We start from the raw sequence: 16577 nt of genomic DNA on the forward strand, positions 1-16577 counted from the left end.
CCCCCGCCACGGCGCGCGCTGCGGCACGATGGGCGCATGAGCGAACGAGCGCCGGTGCGCACCTGGCTGACCGACATGGACGGTGTGCTGGTCCACGAGGAGGAGCCGATCCCCGGCGCCGCCGAGTTCGTGGAGACGCTCAAGTCCTCCGGCCTCGAGTTCCTCGTGCTGACGAACAACTCCATCTACACGCCGCGGGACCTCCGGGCCCGGCTCCTCGGCAGCGGGATCGACATCCCCGAGGAGCGGATCTGGACCTCGGCGCTGGCCACCGCCCAGTTCCTCGCCGACCAGCGGCCGCACGGCACGGCGTACGTCGTGGGCGAGGCCGGCCTGACCACCGCGCTCCACGACGTGGGCTACGTGCAGACCGACCGCGACCCGGACTACGTGGTGCTGGGCGAGACCCGCACCTACTCCTTCGAGGCCATCACCCGCGCCATCCGCCTCGTCGAGGGCGGCGCGCGGTTCATCGCGACCAACCCCGACCCCAGCGGTCCGAGCCAGCAGGGCAAGCTCCCGGCCACCGGGGCCGTCGCGGCGCTCATCACGGCGGCGACGGGACGCGCGCCGTACTTCGTGGGGAAGCCCAACGCGCTGATGATGCGCAGCGCGCTCGACCGGCTCGAGGCGCACTCGGCGACCACGGTGATGATCGGCGACCGCATGGACACCGACGTCGTGTCGGGGCTGGAGGCGGGCCTGCGCACCATCCTCGTGCTGACCGGCTCCACGCCGCGGGCGCACGTGGCGAACTTCCCCTACCAGCCGACGCGGATCGAGGAGTCGATCGCCGACGTCGTGCCGCTGGTGGCGGAGGGACGGATCTAGGGCCGACCCCGCGCCGTACCCCGGGACGTCATGCGGCGCGGTGCCCCGGACCGGCGGTGTGCATGACGTCCGGAGCCGGCCTGGCGCTGGCGCGGCGGGCGATGGCGCGGCGTCGGCGGGTGGGGCGGAATTGTGCAGTTGGTGCGGTCCGGATCGGCTGGGACCTGCCCCAGCTGCACATTTCTCGGCCTCGGGCGGGCCGACCCCGCGCCGTACCCCGGGACGTCATGCGGTGCGGTGCCCCGGACCGGCGGTGTGCATGACGTCCGGAGCCGGCCTCACTTCAGCGTGATCTTCACCGGCGGCTGGCTCGGCGGGCTCTGCCCGGCGACGTTGGTGGCGTAGACGACGAAGTAGTGGTTGCGCGCCGGCAGGTTGCGGAAGGTCAGCGTGCCCTGGCTCGCCGGCACGGTGGTGAAGGTGCTGTTGTGCTGGACGGTGTACTGCAGCACCCGCGCCCCGTTGTCCGACGGCGGGGGGCGCCACGAGACCGTGACGTTCCGGCCGCTCACGGTCACCTTCGGCGGCGCGGGGGCGGCGGGAGCGGCGACGGTGATGGTGACCCGGCGCGTGGGGCTGGCGACGGACTCGCCGATCGCGTTGACGGCGGTGACGGTGAAGTCGTAGGTGCCGCGCGGCAGGTCGGTGAAGTCGATGCGGGTGCGGTCGGCGGGCACGGTGAAGGTCTCGCCGTTGCGGCGCACGACGTAGTGGCTGATGGGCTCGCCGTTGGGGTCGGGCGGATACCAGGCGAGGTACATGTCGTTGACCGTCGCCTTGGCGTAGGGCTGCGCGATGGTCGCGGGCACCCCGGCGGGCGTGACGACGCCGGTGGGGGCGGAGGCCGCGGACTCGCCGACGGCGTTCACGGCGACGACGCGGAAGCTGTAGCCGGCCCCGTTCCGCAGGCCAGTGAGGGTCGCGGTGGTGGCGTCCGCGGGCACGCTGACGCTCACGGGCGGCTGGTCGGCGGCGGTGCCGCGCACGACGTACCCCGTGATCGGGCTGCCGCCGTCGTCCGTCGCGCCGACCCAGGTGACGGTCGCCGACCGGTCGCCGCGTACGGCGCTGGCCCCGGTGGGCGCGCTGGGCACGGTGGCGTCGCAGCGGAGGTCCTCGTCGCCGAGGGCGACGGCGCGGGCGCGCTCGGCCTCGGTGCGGGCGGGCGTGCAGGTGGTGCCGGCGATGACGACGGTCTCGCCGGAGGGCACGAAGCGGATGACGGTGCCGTCGGCGGGGCGCGGGGTGGCGGTGCGCTGCTTGTCGTACGTCGCCGGCGTCAGCGTCGTCGGCGACCCGCAGGCGTCGCTGGGGGCGACCGCCGCGCAGTCGGCGAGCGGGATGAGCGCGCCACCCGCGGCGCGGGCGGTCACGGGGGTGACGGCGCCGCTGACGGGGTCGGTGACGGTGGAGGTCACGAGGGTGCCGTCGGCGGCGGTACGGCGCACGTGACCGCCCCACGGCGCGGCGGTCGAGCCGGCGTTGCGGAGCGCGGCGGCGTCGACGCGGACGACGGGCTGGCTGCCGCCGTAGGGGTCCCACGAGTCGACGGTGAAGGCGGCGCCACCGGCGAACACGTGCACCGTCGCCCGCGCGCCGCTGCTGAGGACCGCGCTGACGAAGGTGCCGTCGAGCGGGGTGGCACGGAGGTGGGCGTGGCGGCGGTCGGTGGCCACGGCGGGGGAGTCGACCGCGCCGTCGACGGCGGTCGCCGCGACGCTGACCGCGGGCGGGACCTCGCCGCCGATGGCGGCCACGGAGGTGGCGGCGATCGGCGCGCGGCCCGCGACGCGGTAGAGCCGCTCGCTCGCGCTCCCACCGCTGCCGGCGGGGACGCGGAGCAGGGTGCCCTCGGCGGGGTACGCCGCGAGCCGGTCCCAGTCGCCCCCGGTGCCGGCGCGGTCGATGGCCGCGTCGTCGACCCAACTGGTGGTCGGGCGGGCTCCGAAGCCGTCCCAGGAGTCGATCCACTGCGGGGAGCCCCCGGCGACGACGAAGACGTCGTTGCTGGTGCGGCCCTTGAGGTAGGTGCCCTCGGGAGGCCGCGAGCGGAGGTGGGTGAAGGCGCCGCCGGCGCCGGACTGGCCGGCCTTGTCCACGGCTTCCTCGCCGACCCAGACGACGCGGGCGCTGCCGAAGGCGGCGACGTCGTCGACGCGCAGGGGGGCGCCGCCGGCGACGACGAAGATGCGCCCGGAGTAGGCGGCGCGCAGCAGCGTGCCCTCCGCCGGGACCTGGCGGAGCACGTCGTAGCGCGCGTCGGTGCCGATCGCGTCGACGACCTTGTCGTCGACGTCGACGACCCCCGCCGGGGCGGCGATGTCGGGCATGTAGACGGGCGCGCCGCCCGCGACCCGGAAGAGGCGCTTCGAGGCGTAGCCCCGCAGGTAGGTGTTGTCGGGGATCGCGGTCTTGAGGGTCGCCCAGTGGGCGGCCGTATAGACGTGCTCGGGCTTCTGGCCGCCGACGGCGGCCCAGCTGCTGACGTACGTCGGCGCTCCACCCACGATGCGGTAGATGCTGCCCGCGTAGCGCACGAAGTCGCCCTCGCCGGCGCGGTCGACCCCGGCGTAGGCGACCTCGGTGTTGTCGCAGGCGGCGTTGTTGGCGGTGGGGAGCGCGGTGGACAGCATCGCGATCGGGGCGTCGGCGCCGATGACCGCGTAGTTGTCGTACTTGATCCAGCAGGCCTTCTGGAAGTCCGTGTGGGTGTGGATGCCGCTCGTGGTGCAGACGCGCCAGGACGAGGAGTAGGGCCAGCCGTCGGAGGTGCCGTCGGCGCAGGCGCTGTTGGGGGCCGTGCCGGTCGCGAGGTAGCCGATGGTGGTGCCGGGCGGGAACGCCGGGGTGCTGGTGGTGACCTGCAGGTCGCGGAGGTGGCCGTAGCGGATCTGGGAGACGAAGCCGCCGTTGACCATGACGTCGAGGGTCACCATCGTGCCGGCGCCGTTGTTGTTGTTCGCGATCTTGGAGACCTTGAGGGTCACGTCGCCGTCGAACGAGCGCATGTTGGGCTTCACGGCGGCGCCGGGGCCCTTGTGGATGTCCCAGGAGAAGCCGCCGAGCAGCCGGGGCGTGTGGTCCTTCGGCGCCATGATCCCGGTGCGGCCGCCGCCGTCGAACGGCATGTAGACGACGACGCGGGTGCCGCCGACGGCGGCGCTCGCGGGGGCGCTGGTCGTCGTGAGGGTGACGGCGGCGAGCGCGCCGGCGAGCAGCAGGAGGCCGACGGCGAGGGTGACGACGCGCCGCACGGGGGAGGGCGCGCGCCATCGAGGGGGGAGGTCGACCAGCACGGTGGGCAATCTATGGGGCTGGAGAGACGTGTGGGACCAAAGAGGTTGAACTACAAACGAGTAGTTCGTCGGGTGGTGGCGTCGGTGATCGGTGCGGTGCTCGGGAGCGGTGCTCGGTGGGGGCTGCCGGGCGCAGCTGCTCGGGTCGCTGCGCCCGGTGCCCCCTCCCCGAGGGGGAGGTGTCAGGAGGCGGCGCTTCCCCGGGGCGGACCGTGCGCCGATCACAAACATAGATGGTGACGTTGGATCCCGCAACGGTCGGATGGGTCTTCTGCTTGGTGAAATTGTGGACAACCAGTTGCGTTGGCTGTGTGCGGCGTCGTCCAATGTTCTCCGCTTCGTGGTGGACCTCTACTCGGGACGAGGAACTCATGTCGATCGCCGATGCTCCGGCGCGCCCTGGTGGCGCCGCATCCCCTGCTGCTCGGCCCGCGGCCGTGGTGCCAGCGGCTCCTGCGGCGGTCGTGGATGCCCTGGATTCCGTGGTGCGCGAGGCGGTCCGTGGGCAGGGGATCGACCCGCAGCGCGACGCCGCGGCGGTGCGCCGCATGGCGGAGGCCGCCGTGCGCGAGCACGACGAACGGAGCCTGACCGGTGCGGTGCAGCGGTTGGCGGACCCGTCGGCGGTCGTGGCCGAGGTGGTGGCGCGGATCGCGGGGTTCGGCCCGCTGCAGCCGCTGCTGGACGACCCGACGGTCGAGGAGGTGTGGATCAACGACCCCTCGCGGGTGTGGGTGGCGCGCAACGGTCGTCACGAGCTGACGAACCTCATGCTGTCGCCCGCGCAGGTGGCCGAGCTGGTCGAGCGGATGCTGAAGAGCAGCGGTCGGCGGCTCGACGTCTCGAGCCCGTTCGTGGACGCGATGCTGCCGGACGGTCACCGGCTGCACGTCGTGCTCGAGGGCATCAGCCGGGGCTTCACGGCGGTGAACATCCGCAAGTTCGTGCTGCGGGCGGCGCGGCTCGACGACCTGGTCGAGCTGCGGTCGCTGACGCCGCAGGCGGCGGCGTTCCTGACGGCGGCGGTGCGGGCCGGGCTCAACGTGCTGGTGGCCGGGGGAACGCAGTCGGGCAAGACCACGATGCTCAACTGCCTCGCGGCGGCGATCCCCGGCGGCGACCGGGTGATCAGCGCCGAGGAAGTCTTCGAATTGAGGTTCCCCCACCCCGACTGGGTCGCGCTCCAGACGCGCCAGGCCGGTCTCGAGGGCACCGGCGAGGTGCCGCTGCGCGCGCTCGTGAAGGAGGCGCTGCGGATGCGGCCCTCCCGGGTGGTCGTCGGCGAGGTGCGGGCCGAGGAGTGCCTCGACCTGCTCCTCGCCCTCAACTCGGGACTCCCCGGCATGTGCACGCTCCACGCCAACAGCGCGCGGGAGGCGCTCGTCAAGATGTGCACCCTGCCGCTGCTGGCGGGCGAGAACATCTCCTCGCGCTTCGTGGTGCCCACCGTCGCCAGCTCGGTCGACCTCGTCGTCCATCTCGGCATCGACGCCGGCGGCGTACGGCGCGTGAACGAGATCGTCGGCGTGCCCGGCCGGGTGGAGAACGACGTCATCGAGGTCGAGCCCCTCTTCGTGCGGTCGGCCGGCGAGCTCCGTCGGGCCAACGGCCACGCGCCGCGCCCCGCGGCCTTCGAGCGCGCCGGCATCGACGTCCACCGGATCCTGGCGGCCTGACGTGGGGGCCGTCGTCGGGCTGGGGGTGGGCATCGGCCTGCTCCTCGTCTGGTCCGCGTTCGCGGTCCCGCGACGGTCCCGCTCCGGGCCGCGCCCGCCCGGGCCGGTGACCACGCGGTTGCACGCAGCCGGGCTCGGTCACGTGTCCGCCTCGTCGTTGCTCGTCCTCTGCGGCGTCCTCGGGGTCGCGGTGGCCTTCCTCCTGCAGGTGTTGACCCGCACGGCACCGGTCGCGGTCGTGATGGGATTGCTCGCGGCGTACCTGCCCGTGGCGCTCGTCGGTGCCCGCGCCCGTCGGCGCCGGGCGGAGTTCGCGGACGTCTGGCCCGACGCGGTCGACAACCTCGCGTCGGCTGTCCGTGCCGGTCTGTCGCTACCGGACGCGTTGGTCGCGCTCGGTGACCGGGGCCCGGAGCCGTTGCGTCCTGGCTTCGCGGCCTTCGCGCTCGACTACCAGGTGACGGGCCGGTTCTCCGACTGTCTCGACCGGCTCAAGGAGCGGCTGGCCGACCCCGTCGGGGACCGCGTCGTCGAGGGGCTCCGGGTCGCGCGCGAGGTCGGCGGGGGTGACCTCGGGCGTCTGCTCCGCAACCTGTCGGGCTACCTCCGGGACGACGCGCGCCTGCGCTCCGAGCTCGCGGCCCGGCAGGCGTGGACGGTCAACGGAGCGCGGCTCGCCGTCGCCGCGCCGTGGCTGGTGCTCCTCATGATGGCGTTCCAGGGCGAGGTGATCCGGCGCTACGCGACGCCGACCGGCACCGTCGTGCTCGTCGTCGGCGCGCTGGTGTGCGTGGCGTCGTACCGCCTCATGACCTGGATCGGTCGTCTCCCGGTCGAGCGGCGGATCCTCCGGTGAGCCCGGCGTGGTGGGGTGCGTTGCTCGGCCTCGTCGCCGGCGGCGGGCTCGTGCTGGTGCTCGCGCGCGTCCGGGCCATCCGGCGTCCCTCCCTCGAGCTGCGGGTGCTGCCGTACGTCCGCGCCATCGCGCCGGTGGAGGGGCCGACGCGTCCGACGACGGCACCGGGACGCGGCGGTACGACAGCCGCGGTGGTCGGGGTCTTCGGTCCGAGCGTGCGCCGGGTCGCCGACGCCGTCGAGAAGGTGCTGGGTGGCAGTGCGTCCGTGCGGCGCCGGCTCGCTCGCGCCGGGCTCGACCGCACGGTGCACGACTTCCGGGTCGAGCAGGTCGTCTGGGGTCTCGCCGCCTTCGGGGCCGCCGCCGTGTGGGGCGCGGTGCGCACCCTCGCCGACCCCGGCGCGGCCGTGGGCTCGGTCGTGCTCTGCCTCTTGGCGTTCGTGTGCGGGGTGCTGGCGCGGGAGCAGCGCCTGACCGCGCAGGTACGCCGCCGCGAGCGCCGCATCGTCGAGGAGTTCCCCACCGTGGCCGAGCTGCTCGCGCTCGCGGTCGCGGCAGGTGAGGGGCCGGTCGCTGCTCTCGAGCGGGTCGTCGCCCGGAGCGGCGGCGAGCTCTCCTGCGACCTGGCGACGGTCCTCGCGGCGGTCCGCACCGGCGAACCCGTCGCCGACGCCTTCGACCAGATGGCCGCGACCACGGGGCTCCCGCTCGTCGCGCGCTTCGCCTCGGGCATCGCGGTGGCCGTGGAGCGCGGTACGCCGCTGGCCGACGTCCTCCACGCCCAGGCCGCCGAGGTGCGGGACGCGGGCCGGCGCGAGCTCATCGAGTCCGCCGCCCGCCGCGAGGTCTTCATGATGGTGCCGGTCGTCTTCCTCGTCCTCCCGGTCACCGTGCTGTTCGTCTTCTACCCGGGTGTGGTCGGGCTCCGGCTCGTCGCCCCGTGATCCGTCACCAGCCACCAGCAGGAACCAGAGAGAAGGAGGGGCAATGTCCGTCTCGGGACTCCTCACCCCCGTCGTCCGGTCCGTCGTCGTGCTCGGGGCGTGGCTCGCCCGGTTGGCGCTGCCTGACCCGGTCGGGGAGCGGCGGCGCACGCAGCGCGGCGACGTACCGGGGTGGGTCATGGTGACCGTCATGACCGCCGGGCTGGTCTACGCGATCTGGACCTTCGCCGGGCCGGAGCTCAACGCCATGCTGGCGCGAGCGCTCGGCAGCGTCAGTGGGCTCGGGTAGCCGACGCCGCCGCGACCAGCGCGGATCGGCGGTCGTCGACTTCGTGCTGGTGCTCGCCGTGCTCCTCCCGCTGTTCGCCGGCATCGTGCAGGTCGCGCTCGTGCTGCACGTCCGCAACACCCTGACCTCCGCGGCGTCCGAGGGGGCGCGGCACGCGGCGACGTACGACCACGACCTCGCCGACGGCGAGCAGCGCACGCGTGAGGAGATCGAGCGGGCGCTGGCGGCGCGCTTCGCCGACGAGGTGCGGGTCGAGGAGCACGTCGTGGAGGGGCAGCCCGGCGTGCGGGTCACCGTCGAGGCGACGGTCCCGGCCTTCGGCCTGGGTGGTCCCTCGGTGAGCCTCCGGGTGCGGGGCCACGCCGTGGAGGAAGTGGTCGAGGGGGTGGGCGGATGAGGCGCGTTCGCGGCTGGTCGCCGGGGCGTCGCGACCAGCGCGGTAGCGCCGTCATCGAGCTGACGTGGCTGGGGATCCTGTTGCTGGTGCCGGTGGTCTACATCGTGCTCGCCGTCTTCGAGGTGCAGCGCGGGGCCTTCGGGGTGACGTCCGCGTCGCGGGTGGCGGCGCGGGCCTACGCCTTGGCGCCGACCCACGAGGAGGGGTTGCGGGCAGCCGAGGCCGCCGCCGAGCTGGCGCTGGCCGACCAGGGCGTCGATCGCCCGTTGACGGTCGACGTGCGCTGCTCGGCGCCGGGTGGGGCGGGGGATGCGCGGCGTACGGGGGTCGCCGTGTGTCGTGAGCCGGGCGCGGTCATCACGGTGGTCGTCGGCACCAGCACGGAGCTGCCGTTCATGCCGGAGGTGCTCGGGGGTGGCACGCCGACGTTCGCGCTGGAGTCGACGCACGCCGTGCCGTACGGGCAGTTCCGCGAGGCGGGGTCATGAGGCAGTGCGCGGCACGTCGGGACGACCAGAGGGGGCAGACGACGCTGATGATCGTCGGCTTCGCCGGCGTGCTCTTCATGCTCCTGGCGGTCGTGGTGGACGCATCCGCGGCGTACCTGCAGCGCCAGGGCCTCGCCACCATCGCCGACGGCGCGGCGCTCGCCGGGGCGGACGCGGGGGCGACGGGGGAGGAGGTCTACGAGGGCGGGTTCGCCGACGACGGTCGGGCCCGGCAGGGGACGGAGGCCGCGGAGGCCGCGGTCGCGGCGTACCTCGTCGACATCGACGCCCACCGCCGCTACCCCGGGTTGACCTTCACGACGCGTGTGGCCGACGGCAGCGTCGAGGTGCTGGTGTCGGCACCGCTCGACCTGCCCCTGAAGCTGCCCGGTGGCCCGGGTGACGCGCCGGTGACGGCATCGGGGAGCGCGGCGCTGCAGCTGGGCTGAGGCACACCCGCGGACGTCATGCGGTCCGGTGGCCGGGGGCGCCGCTGCGCATGACGTCCGCAGATGCTGGGGCTTGCTAAGCAGGATAAAGCGAACTTATGCTGCTAAACATGAACTTGACCGAGCGCGAGCGGGAGATCGTCGCGCTGCTGCGCCGCGACCCGCTGCTCGGCTCGGAGGCCCTGGCCGACGCGCTGGGCACGACCCGGGCCGCCGTCAACGTCCACCTGTCCAACCTGGGCAAGAAGGGCGTGATCCTCGGGCGCGGGTACGTGCTCGGCGAGGGCCCGTCGGTGGTCGTCGTCGGCGGCGCCAACATGGACGTGAAGGCGCGGAGCGGCGCTGCTGCGACCGCCGGCACGAGCAACCCGGGCACGACGACCTTCGCCCCCGGCGGCGTGGGCCGCAACGTGGCGGAGAACCTCGCCCGCCTGGGCACCCGGACGCACCTGGTCGCCGCTGTCGGCGCCGACCCGCTCGGCGACCAGGTGCTCGCCGCGACCTCCGACGCCGGGGTGCGCGTCGAGCACGTGCGGCGCAGCCCGCACGCGACGGGCACCTACACGGCGGTCCTCGACGCCGACGGCGAGCTCGTCGTCGCGGTTGCCGACATGCGGGCGAGCGACGCGCTGGCGCCGGCCGATGTCGACGCCGCCCGCGACCTCGTCGCCGCGGCGAGCCTCGTCGTGCTCGACGGCAACCTGCCCACCGAGACCCTCGCCTTCGCGCTCGACCTGGCCGCGGCCTCCGACGTGCGGGTCGTGCTGGAGCCGGTGAGCGTCGCGAAGGCGGAGCGGCTCGCGCCCCTGCTCGACGGCACGCGGCCGGTCTTCGCGATCACCCCCAACCGCGACGAGCTCGCCGTGCTCGGCGGCGACGTCGACGACCTCCACGCGCGGGGCGTCACGTGGGTGTGGGTCCGCCTCGGTGCCGACGGCTCCCTGCTGAGCGGCCCGACCGGCCGCCACGAGCTCCCCGCCGCGCGCACCGACGAGGTCGTCGACGTCACCGGTGCCGGCGACGCCTCGCTCGCCGCCTTCTGCCACGCCCTGCTCTCCGGTGACGACGAGGTGGGGGCGGCCGCCTACGGCCACGCCGCCGCCGCGCTCACCATCGCCAGCACCCGCACCGTCCGCCGCGACCTCACCGACCGCCTCGTCAGGAGACACGCATGACCACGCCCCACCCTATGCTCCGGATCACCGACGAGGTCGCCGCCGCGCTGCGCGACGGTCGGCCGGTCGTGGCGCTCGAGAGCACGATCATCAGCCACGGGATGCCCTACCCGCAGAACGTCGCGATGGCGACCGAGGTCGAGGGGATCGTGCGCGAGCACGGCGCCGTGCCCGCCACCATCGCCGTGCTCGACGGCGTCCCGCGCATCGGCCTCGAGGCGGACGACCTCGAGCTGCTGGCCAGCCACGGCGGGGTGGCGAAGGTCAGCGTGCGCGACCTGCCCTACGTCGTGGCGCGCGGCGTCCACGGCGCCACCACCGTCGCCGCGACCATGCGGCTCGCCGCGCTCGCCGGGATCCGCGTGTTCGTCACCGGCGGCCTCGGCGGCGTGCACCGCGGTGCTCCGGAGTCGTTCGACGTCAGCGCCGACCTCACCGAGCTGAGCCAGACCGACGTCACCGTCGTCAGCGCCGGCGTGAAGAGCATCCTCGACATCGGCCTCACGCTCGAGAAGCTCGAGACCCTGGGCGTGCCCGTGCTGGTCGAGGGCAGCGACGAGTTCCCGTCGTTCTTCTCGCGCTCCAGCGGCCACGCCGCCCCGATGCGGGTCGACGGCGCCGCGGAGGTCGCGGCCGTCATGCGCGCCAAGTGGGACCTCGGGATCGCCGGCGGCGTCGTCGTCGCGCAGCCCATCCCGGTCGAGGACGAGATCCCCGCGTCGGAGATCGACGGGATCATCGCCCAGGCGCTCGCCGACATGGACGACCTCGGCATCACGGGCAAGGACGCGACGCCGTACCTGCTCGGTCGCATCGTCGAGATCACCGGCGGCGCCAGCCTGACGGCCAACATCGCGCTCGTGCGCGCGAACGCGCGCCTGGGCGCCGCGATCGCGCGGGCGTACGCGGGCTGAGCGGGCCGCAGCCCTAGGCTGCGGGTCGTGACCGCGACCCTCGTCGCGAAGGACGTGGCCGGCGGCCACGGCCATCGCGTGCTCTTCGACGCCCTCGACCTCACCGTCGCCCCCGGTGACGTCGTGGGCGTCGTCGGCGCCAACGGCGCCGGCAAGTCGACGCTGCTCCGGCTCCTCGCGGGGGTCGACGAGCCGATGGACGGCACCGTCCACCTCGCGCCCGCCGACGCGTTCGTCGGATGGCTGCCGCAGGAGCACGACCGGGTGCCGGGGGAGACGGTGGCGGCGTACGTCGCCCGCCGCACCGGCGCCGCCGCGGCGACGGAGGCGATGGAGCGCACCGCCGCCGACCTGGGGTCGGACGTGCCCGGGGCCGACGACGCCTACGCCGTCGCCTTCGACCGGTGGATGGCGAGCGGTGCCGCGGACCTCGAGGACCGCCTGCCGGGCGTGCTCGCCGAGCTCGGCCTCGACGTCGGCGCCGACGCGCTGATGACCTCGCTCTCCGGCGGTCAGGCGGCGCGGGCGGCGCTCGCCGCGCTGCTGCTCAGCCGGTTCGACGTCGTGCTGCTCGACGAGCCCACCAACGACCTCGACCTCGAGGGTCTCGAGCGGTTGGAGACCTTCGTGCGCGGGCTGCGCAGCGGCGTCGTCCTCGTCTCCCACGACCGCGAGTTCCTCGCGCGCTGCGTCACGCGCGTCGTCGAGCTCGACCTCGCGCAGCACCAGGTGGCGGTCTACGACGGCGGGTACGACGCGTACCTCGACGCCCGCGCCGTCGCGCGTCGGCACGCGCGGGAGGCCTACGAGCAGTACGCGGAGAAGCGCGGCGACCTCGTCGCCCGCTCCCGCACGATGCGCGAGTGGAGCTCGCAGGGCGTCCGCAACGCGATGAAGAAGAGCCCCGACAACGACAAGATCCGGCGCCGCGCCCAGAGCGAGTCGTCGGAGAAGCAGGCCCAGAAGGTGCGGCAGATGGAGTCGCGGATCGCGCGGCTCACCGAGGTCGAGGAGCCGCGCAAGGAGTGGGAGCTGCGGTTCTCGATCGCCGCCGCGCCCCGCTCGTCGTCGGTGGTGGCGACGTTGGACGAGGCGGTGGTGCGGCGTTCCGGGTTCACGCTCGGACCCGTGTCGGTGCAGGTCGACGCCGGGCAGCGGATCGGCATCACCGGCCCCAACGGCGCGGGGAAGTCGACCCTGCTGGCGCTCCTGCTGGGCCGCCTCGCGCCCGACGCGGGGCGGGCCTCGCAGGGTGTCTCCGTCGCCGTGGGCGAGATCGACCAGGCGCGCACCGGGCTGGCGGAGGAGCTGCCGCTCGGTGAGGCGTTCGAGCTCGCCGTGCCGGACTGGACGCCCGCGGACGTCCGCACCCTGCTGGCCAAGTTCGGGCTCAAGGCCGACCAGGTGGGCTCGCTCGTCGGGCGGCTGTCGCCGGGGGAGCGCACCCGCGCGGCCATGGCGCTGCTGCAGGCGCGAGGCGTCAACCTGCTCGTGCTCGACGAGCCCACCAACCACCTCGACCTCCCGGCGATCGAGCAGCTCGAGGCGGCGCTCGCGGCGTACGAGGGTGCGCTGCTGCTGGTCTCCCACGACCGTCGGCTGCTGGAGAACGTCACGCTCGACCAGCACTGGCACGTCGTCGACGGCCAGGTCGCGCGGCGGTGATCGCGCGGTGATCCGGCGGGAGGACATCACGCGGCACTACGCCTACGACCCGGCGCAGGTCGACCGCGTCGTGCCCGAGGTGGTGGAGCACGTCGCGGTGGTGGTGTACGACGCGGGCTGGCCGCTGGCTTCCGCCCGCGTGGCCCGGCAGATCGACGGGGCGCTCGGCGCGGCCGCTCTCGCGGTGGAGCACGTCGGCTCGACGTCGGTGCCGGGGCTGGCCGCGAAGCCGGTGATCGACGTCGACGTGACGGTGGAGGACCCGACCGACGAGGCGGCGTACGTCCCCGCGCTCGAGGCCGCCGGGTTCGTCCTGCAGCTGCGCGAGCCGCGCTGGCACGAGCACCGCGCGTTCCGGGGCGCCGACCCGCGGTCGAACGTGCACGTCTGGGGTCCCGACTGCCCGGAGGTCGCGCGTCACCGCATCCTGCGCGACTGGCTGCGGGAGCACCCCGAGGACGTCGAGCGGTACGCCGCGGCAAAGGTCGGCGCGGCGGAGGCGACGAACGCGGTGGGTGGGGTCGTCATGGACTACAACGGCCGCAAGGAGCCCGTCGTGCGGGCGATCCTCGAGCGGGCGTTCTGCGCACGCGGGCTGTAGGTCGCGCGTCGAGCTTGGTCGTACGGCGCGGGTCGGGGGTGTCGAGTTGTCAGGTACGCCGTGGTGCGAGTGGGGGAGGCGTCGCTGCGTACGTGACAACTCGCCGCTGGCGTCGGGTCGGTCATCCACAGATCACCATCCAGAGGTGGTGATCGTATGTCTGTTCGACTAGGGTCGGGGGCATGGATCGGGGGACCCGCACCACGGCGACTGCGTTGATCGACGCGGTCCGCGAGCGCACGCACGAGGCTCGTGTCGCGGAGGCGGCTGCGTTCGTGGCGGTGGGTGACTGGGCTGCTGCGCACACCTCGGATGCGGTGGTGGGTGATCCGATCACGTCGTTGGGCGAGTGGGACTCCGAGGCTCTGTCGGGTGATCAGTTCCTCGAGCTGGGTGGGCCGGGGGCGCCGGTGGTGGCGGAGTTCTGCATCAGCGAGGTCGCGGCCGCCCGGGGTTGCTCGTTCGACGCTGCCCGTCGCCTGGTCGGGGACGCGGTCGAGCTGCGCTGGCGTCTGCCGCGCGTGCACGCGCGGATCGCGGCGGGTGAGGTCGACGTGTGGCGGGGTCGGCGGGTCGCCCAAGCCACGCGGACCTTGACCTTCGAGGGGGCCGGGTTCGTCGACCGGCACGTCGCGTACGTCGCGGGCAAGGCCACCGGTGCCGAGGTCGACGGGTTGGTGGCGGAGGCCGCGGCGCGGTTCGACCCCGAGACCACCGAAGCCGAGCGGCATGCGGCTGACGGGGATCGGTACCTGTCGATCGACCTGGGCGAGGTCGGTTACGCCGACCCGTTGACCGGGACCCTGCGCGGCACGGTGAACGTCCACGGCTCCCTGGATCTGGCTGATGCGCTCGACCTGGAGCGGAGCATCGCGCACGTCGCCCGCCAGTTGGGCGAGCTCGGCTGCGACCCGAACCTCGATATCCGCCGGTCCATCGCCCTCGGTGAGATCGCACGGCGCTGCGACGGTGTCGCGACGTTGGAGTACGACGTCGAGCAGCCGCCAACGCGAGCGCGGCGCGAGGTCGTGCTGTTCGTCCACCTCGACCAGGCCGCGATCACCGGCACCCTGAACGGGATCGGCCCCCGGATCGATGCCTGCACCGGGATGACGGGCATCGACCTCGCGAGGCTCGACACCCCCGGCGCACCCCGTGGCGCAGTGACGGTCGAGCAGGTCCAGTCCTGGTGCGGCTCGCCCGACACCCGAGTGACGGTCAAGCCGGTCATCGACCCCACCACCGACGCGGCAGTCGATGGCTACAGCCCGCCCGACCGGATCGCCGAGCACGTCCGGGCCCGCTGGCCCAGGTGCGTCTTCCCCTACTGCACCCGCTCCTCGCGGAGCGCCGACCTCGACCACTGCGAGCGGTACGACGAGAACGGGCGACCCGGTCAGACCTCGACCCGGAACCTGTTCCCGCTCTGCCGACGCCACCACCGCATGAAGACCCACCCGGAACGACGAACTGGACGACGGTGGACCTACCGGCCCACCGATCCCAACGCCGAAGAGCTGCCCAACGCGGTCATCTGGACCAGCCCGATGGGCCTGCGCTACCTCGTCGACCGCGACGGCACCCGCCCCTGGCCTGAGGACCCGGGACCCGGCTGACAGAACGCATCAATCATCACGCCGCCCGTCCACACCCCGTGGCCGGGCGGCGCAGCATGCCCGCACCCGCGCCGTACCGGCCCGGCGTCACGGCCCGTCGCCACGGCCCGTCGCCACCGCCCGGCCGTCACGACCACAGCGGATCGCGCGCCCTGCCGTAGTCTTGCTCCTCGTGGCTGGACCTGACTTCGACCAAGAGATCAAAGCGCTCGGCGCGACGCTGCGCACCATCGAGCAGGTGCTCGACGTCGAGAAGATGAAGGCCGAGATCGCGGACCTCCAGGAGCAGGTCGCGGCTCCCGACCTCTGGGACGACCAGGCGAACGCCCAGCGCGTCACCGGTCGCCTCTCCGCCCTGCAGGGCGAGCTGGAGCGCTTCACGAGCCTCGCCGACCGCGTGGAGGACCTCGGCGTGCTCGTCGAGCTCGCCACGGAGGAGGGCGACCCCGACTCCCTCGCCGAGGCCGAGGCCGAGCTGGGGCGGCTCCGCAAGTCGACGGAGGCGCTGGAGGTGCGCACGCTCCTCAACGGCGAGTACGACGCGCGTGAGGCCATCGTGACGATCCGCGCCGGCGCCGGTGGCGTCGACGCTGCGGACTTCGCGGAGATGCTGATGCGGATGTACACGCGGTGGGCGGAGCGGAACAAGTACTCCGTCGAGGTCTACGACGTGTCCTACGCGGAGGAGGCCGGCATCAAGTCGGCCGAGTTCGCGATCCACGCGCCGTACGGCTACGGCACCCTCTCGGTCGAGGTCGGCACCCACCGACTCGTGCGGATCAGCCCGTTCGACAACCAGGGCCGCCGCCAGACGTCGTTCGCGGCGGTCGAGGTCGTGCCGGTGCTGGAGCAGACCGACGAGATCGAGATCGACGAGAACGAGGTGCGCACCGACGTCTTCCGCTCGGGCGGCCCCGGCGGCCAGTCGGTCAACACGACCGACTCGGCGGTGCGGCTGACGCACATCCCGACCGGCATCGTCGTGTCCTGCCAGAACGAGAAGTCGCAGCTGCAGAACAAGGCGTCGGCGATGGTCGTCCTCAAGGCCAAGCTCCTCGCCCTGAAGAAGGCCGAGGAGGCCGCGCTCAAGAAGGACCTCAAGGGCGACGTCGCCGCGTCGTGGGGCGACCAGATGCGCAACTACGTGCTGAACCCGTACCAGATCGTGAAGGACCTGCGCACGGGCTACGAGACCGGCAACCCGACGCCCGTCTTCGACGGCGAGATCGACGGGTTCCTCGAGGCGGGCATCCGCTGGCGCCGCGGCGCAGAGAAGGCCGAGTCGAACTGACCCCGGCGGCCGACCTGGCCGCAGGAGCCGGAGGCCCGGGGCGACGGAGCGGGGGCCGCGCCGCCCGGGGGGCCGGCAGAGTGCCACCG

15 protein-coding genes are annotated in these 16577 nt (G+C 73.7%); 14 read left to right on the forward strand and 1 reads right to left on the reverse strand.

From position 1 onward, the window contains the following. Positions 1 to 36: 36 nt before the first annotated feature. Complete coding sequence (locus G3T38_RS10145) at positions 37 to 831, forward strand: HAD-IIA family hydrolase (RefSeq protein ID WP_163772189.1); 795 nt, start codon at positions 37 to 39, stop codon at positions 829 to 831. Positions 832 to 1109: 278 nt separating this feature from the next. Here G3T38_RS10145 and G3T38_RS10150 read toward each other — a convergent pair whose 3' ends face one another. Continuing rightward, a complete protein-coding gene (locus G3T38_RS10150; RefSeq protein WP_163772190.1) occupies positions 1110 to 4127 on the reverse strand; it encodes a fibronectin type III domain-containing protein in 3018 nt (1005 codons plus the stop codon). Positions 4128 to 4612: 485 nt separating this feature from the next. On the opposite strand from G3T38_RS10150, the gene G3T38_RS10155 reads away from it, so the two are divergent. The 13 genes from G3T38_RS10155 to prfB all read left to right on the forward strand — a co-directional run bounded on the left by G3T38_RS10155 (position 4613) and on the right by prfB (position 16488). Next, positions 4613 to 5803, forward strand: coding sequence for a TadA family conjugal transfer-associated ATPase (locus G3T38_RS10155; protein ID WP_338037583.1), 1191 nt, complete (start codon positions 4613 to 4615; stop codon positions 5801 to 5803). A gap of 1 nt (position 5804) precedes the next feature. Next, positions 5805 to 6659 carry a type II secretion system F family protein gene (locus G3T38_RS10160; protein WP_163772192.1) on the forward strand — a complete coding sequence of 285 codons (855 nt, stop codon included), beginning with the start codon at positions 5805 to 5807 and terminating at the stop codon, positions 6657 to 6659. Next, the gene (locus G3T38_RS10165) at positions 6656 to 7603 is read left to right on the forward strand and encodes a type II secretion system F family protein (protein ID WP_163772193.1); all 948 of its coding nucleotides are present in this window, start codon (positions 6656 to 6658) and stop codon (positions 7601 to 7603) included. Before G3T38_RS10160 ends, G3T38_RS10165 begins: the two co-directional genes overlap by 4 nt. 43 nt (positions 7604 to 7646) lie before the next feature. Next, positions 7647 to 7892, forward strand: a complete 246-nt coding sequence (locus tag G3T38_RS10170) for a hypothetical protein (protein WP_163772100.1) — start codon at positions 7647 to 7649, stop codon at positions 7890 to 7892. Then, positions 7879 to 8289, forward strand: coding sequence for a TadE/TadG family type IV pilus assembly protein (locus G3T38_RS10175; RefSeq protein WP_163772194.1), 411 nt, complete (start codon positions 7879 to 7881; stop codon positions 8287 to 8289). The genes G3T38_RS10170 and G3T38_RS10175 overlap by 14 nt, the downstream gene beginning before the upstream one ends. Then, complete coding sequence (locus tag G3T38_RS10180; protein WP_163772195.1) at positions 8286 to 8777, forward strand: hypothetical protein; 492 nt, start codon at positions 8286 to 8288, stop codon at positions 8775 to 8777. The genes G3T38_RS10175 and G3T38_RS10180 overlap by 4 nt, the downstream gene beginning before the upstream one ends. Further along, entirely contained in the window at positions 8774 to 9226 is a 453-nt protein-coding gene (locus G3T38_RS10185) for a pilus assembly protein TadG-related protein (RefSeq protein WP_163772196.1), read from the forward strand. The genes G3T38_RS10180 and G3T38_RS10185 overlap by 4 nt, the downstream gene beginning before the upstream one ends. 110 nt (positions 9227 to 9336) lie before the next feature. Further along, positions 9337 to 10401 (forward strand): carbohydrate kinase, encoded by a 1065-nt coding sequence (locus tag G3T38_RS10190; protein ID WP_163772197.1) that lies wholly within the window; start codon positions 9337 to 9339, stop codon positions 10399 to 10401. After that, positions 10398 to 11315: a pseudouridine-5'-phosphate glycosidase gene (locus G3T38_RS10195; RefSeq protein ID WP_163772198.1), complete on the forward strand. Its 918-nt coding sequence runs from the start codon at positions 10398 to 10400 to the stop codon at positions 11313 to 11315. Before G3T38_RS10190 ends, G3T38_RS10195 begins: the two co-directional genes overlap by 4 nt. Before the next feature lie 27 nt (positions 11316 to 11342). Continuing rightward, a complete protein-coding gene (locus G3T38_RS10200) occupies positions 11343 to 12980 on the forward strand; it encodes an ATP-binding cassette domain-containing protein (protein WP_163772199.1) in 1638 nt (545 codons plus the stop codon). Between the two features lie 7 nt (positions 12981 to 12987). Continuing rightward, positions 12988 to 13581, forward strand: a complete 594-nt coding sequence (locus G3T38_RS10205; protein WP_163772200.1) for a GrpB family protein — start codon at positions 12988 to 12990, stop codon at positions 13579 to 13581. A gap of 182 nt (positions 13582 to 13763) precedes the next feature. Next, positions 13764 to 15197 (forward strand): HNH endonuclease signature motif containing protein, encoded by a 1434-nt coding sequence (locus G3T38_RS10210; protein ID WP_163772201.1) that lies wholly within the window; start codon positions 13764 to 13766, stop codon positions 15195 to 15197. Positions 15198 to 15369: 172 nt separating this feature from the next. After that, positions 15370 to 16488 carry a peptide chain release factor 2 gene (prfB, locus tag G3T38_RS10215; RefSeq protein ID WP_163772202.1) on the forward strand — a complete coding sequence of 373 codons (1119 nt, stop codon included), beginning with the start codon at positions 15370 to 15372 and terminating at the stop codon, positions 16486 to 16488. Positions 16489 to 16577 lie beyond the last annotated feature (89 nt).

The sequence above is a fragment of the Nocardioides zeae genome (assembly GCF_010686755.1).
Lineage (GTDB): Bacteria > Actinomycetota > Actinomycetes > Propionibacteriales > Nocardioidaceae > Nocardioides > Nocardioides zeae.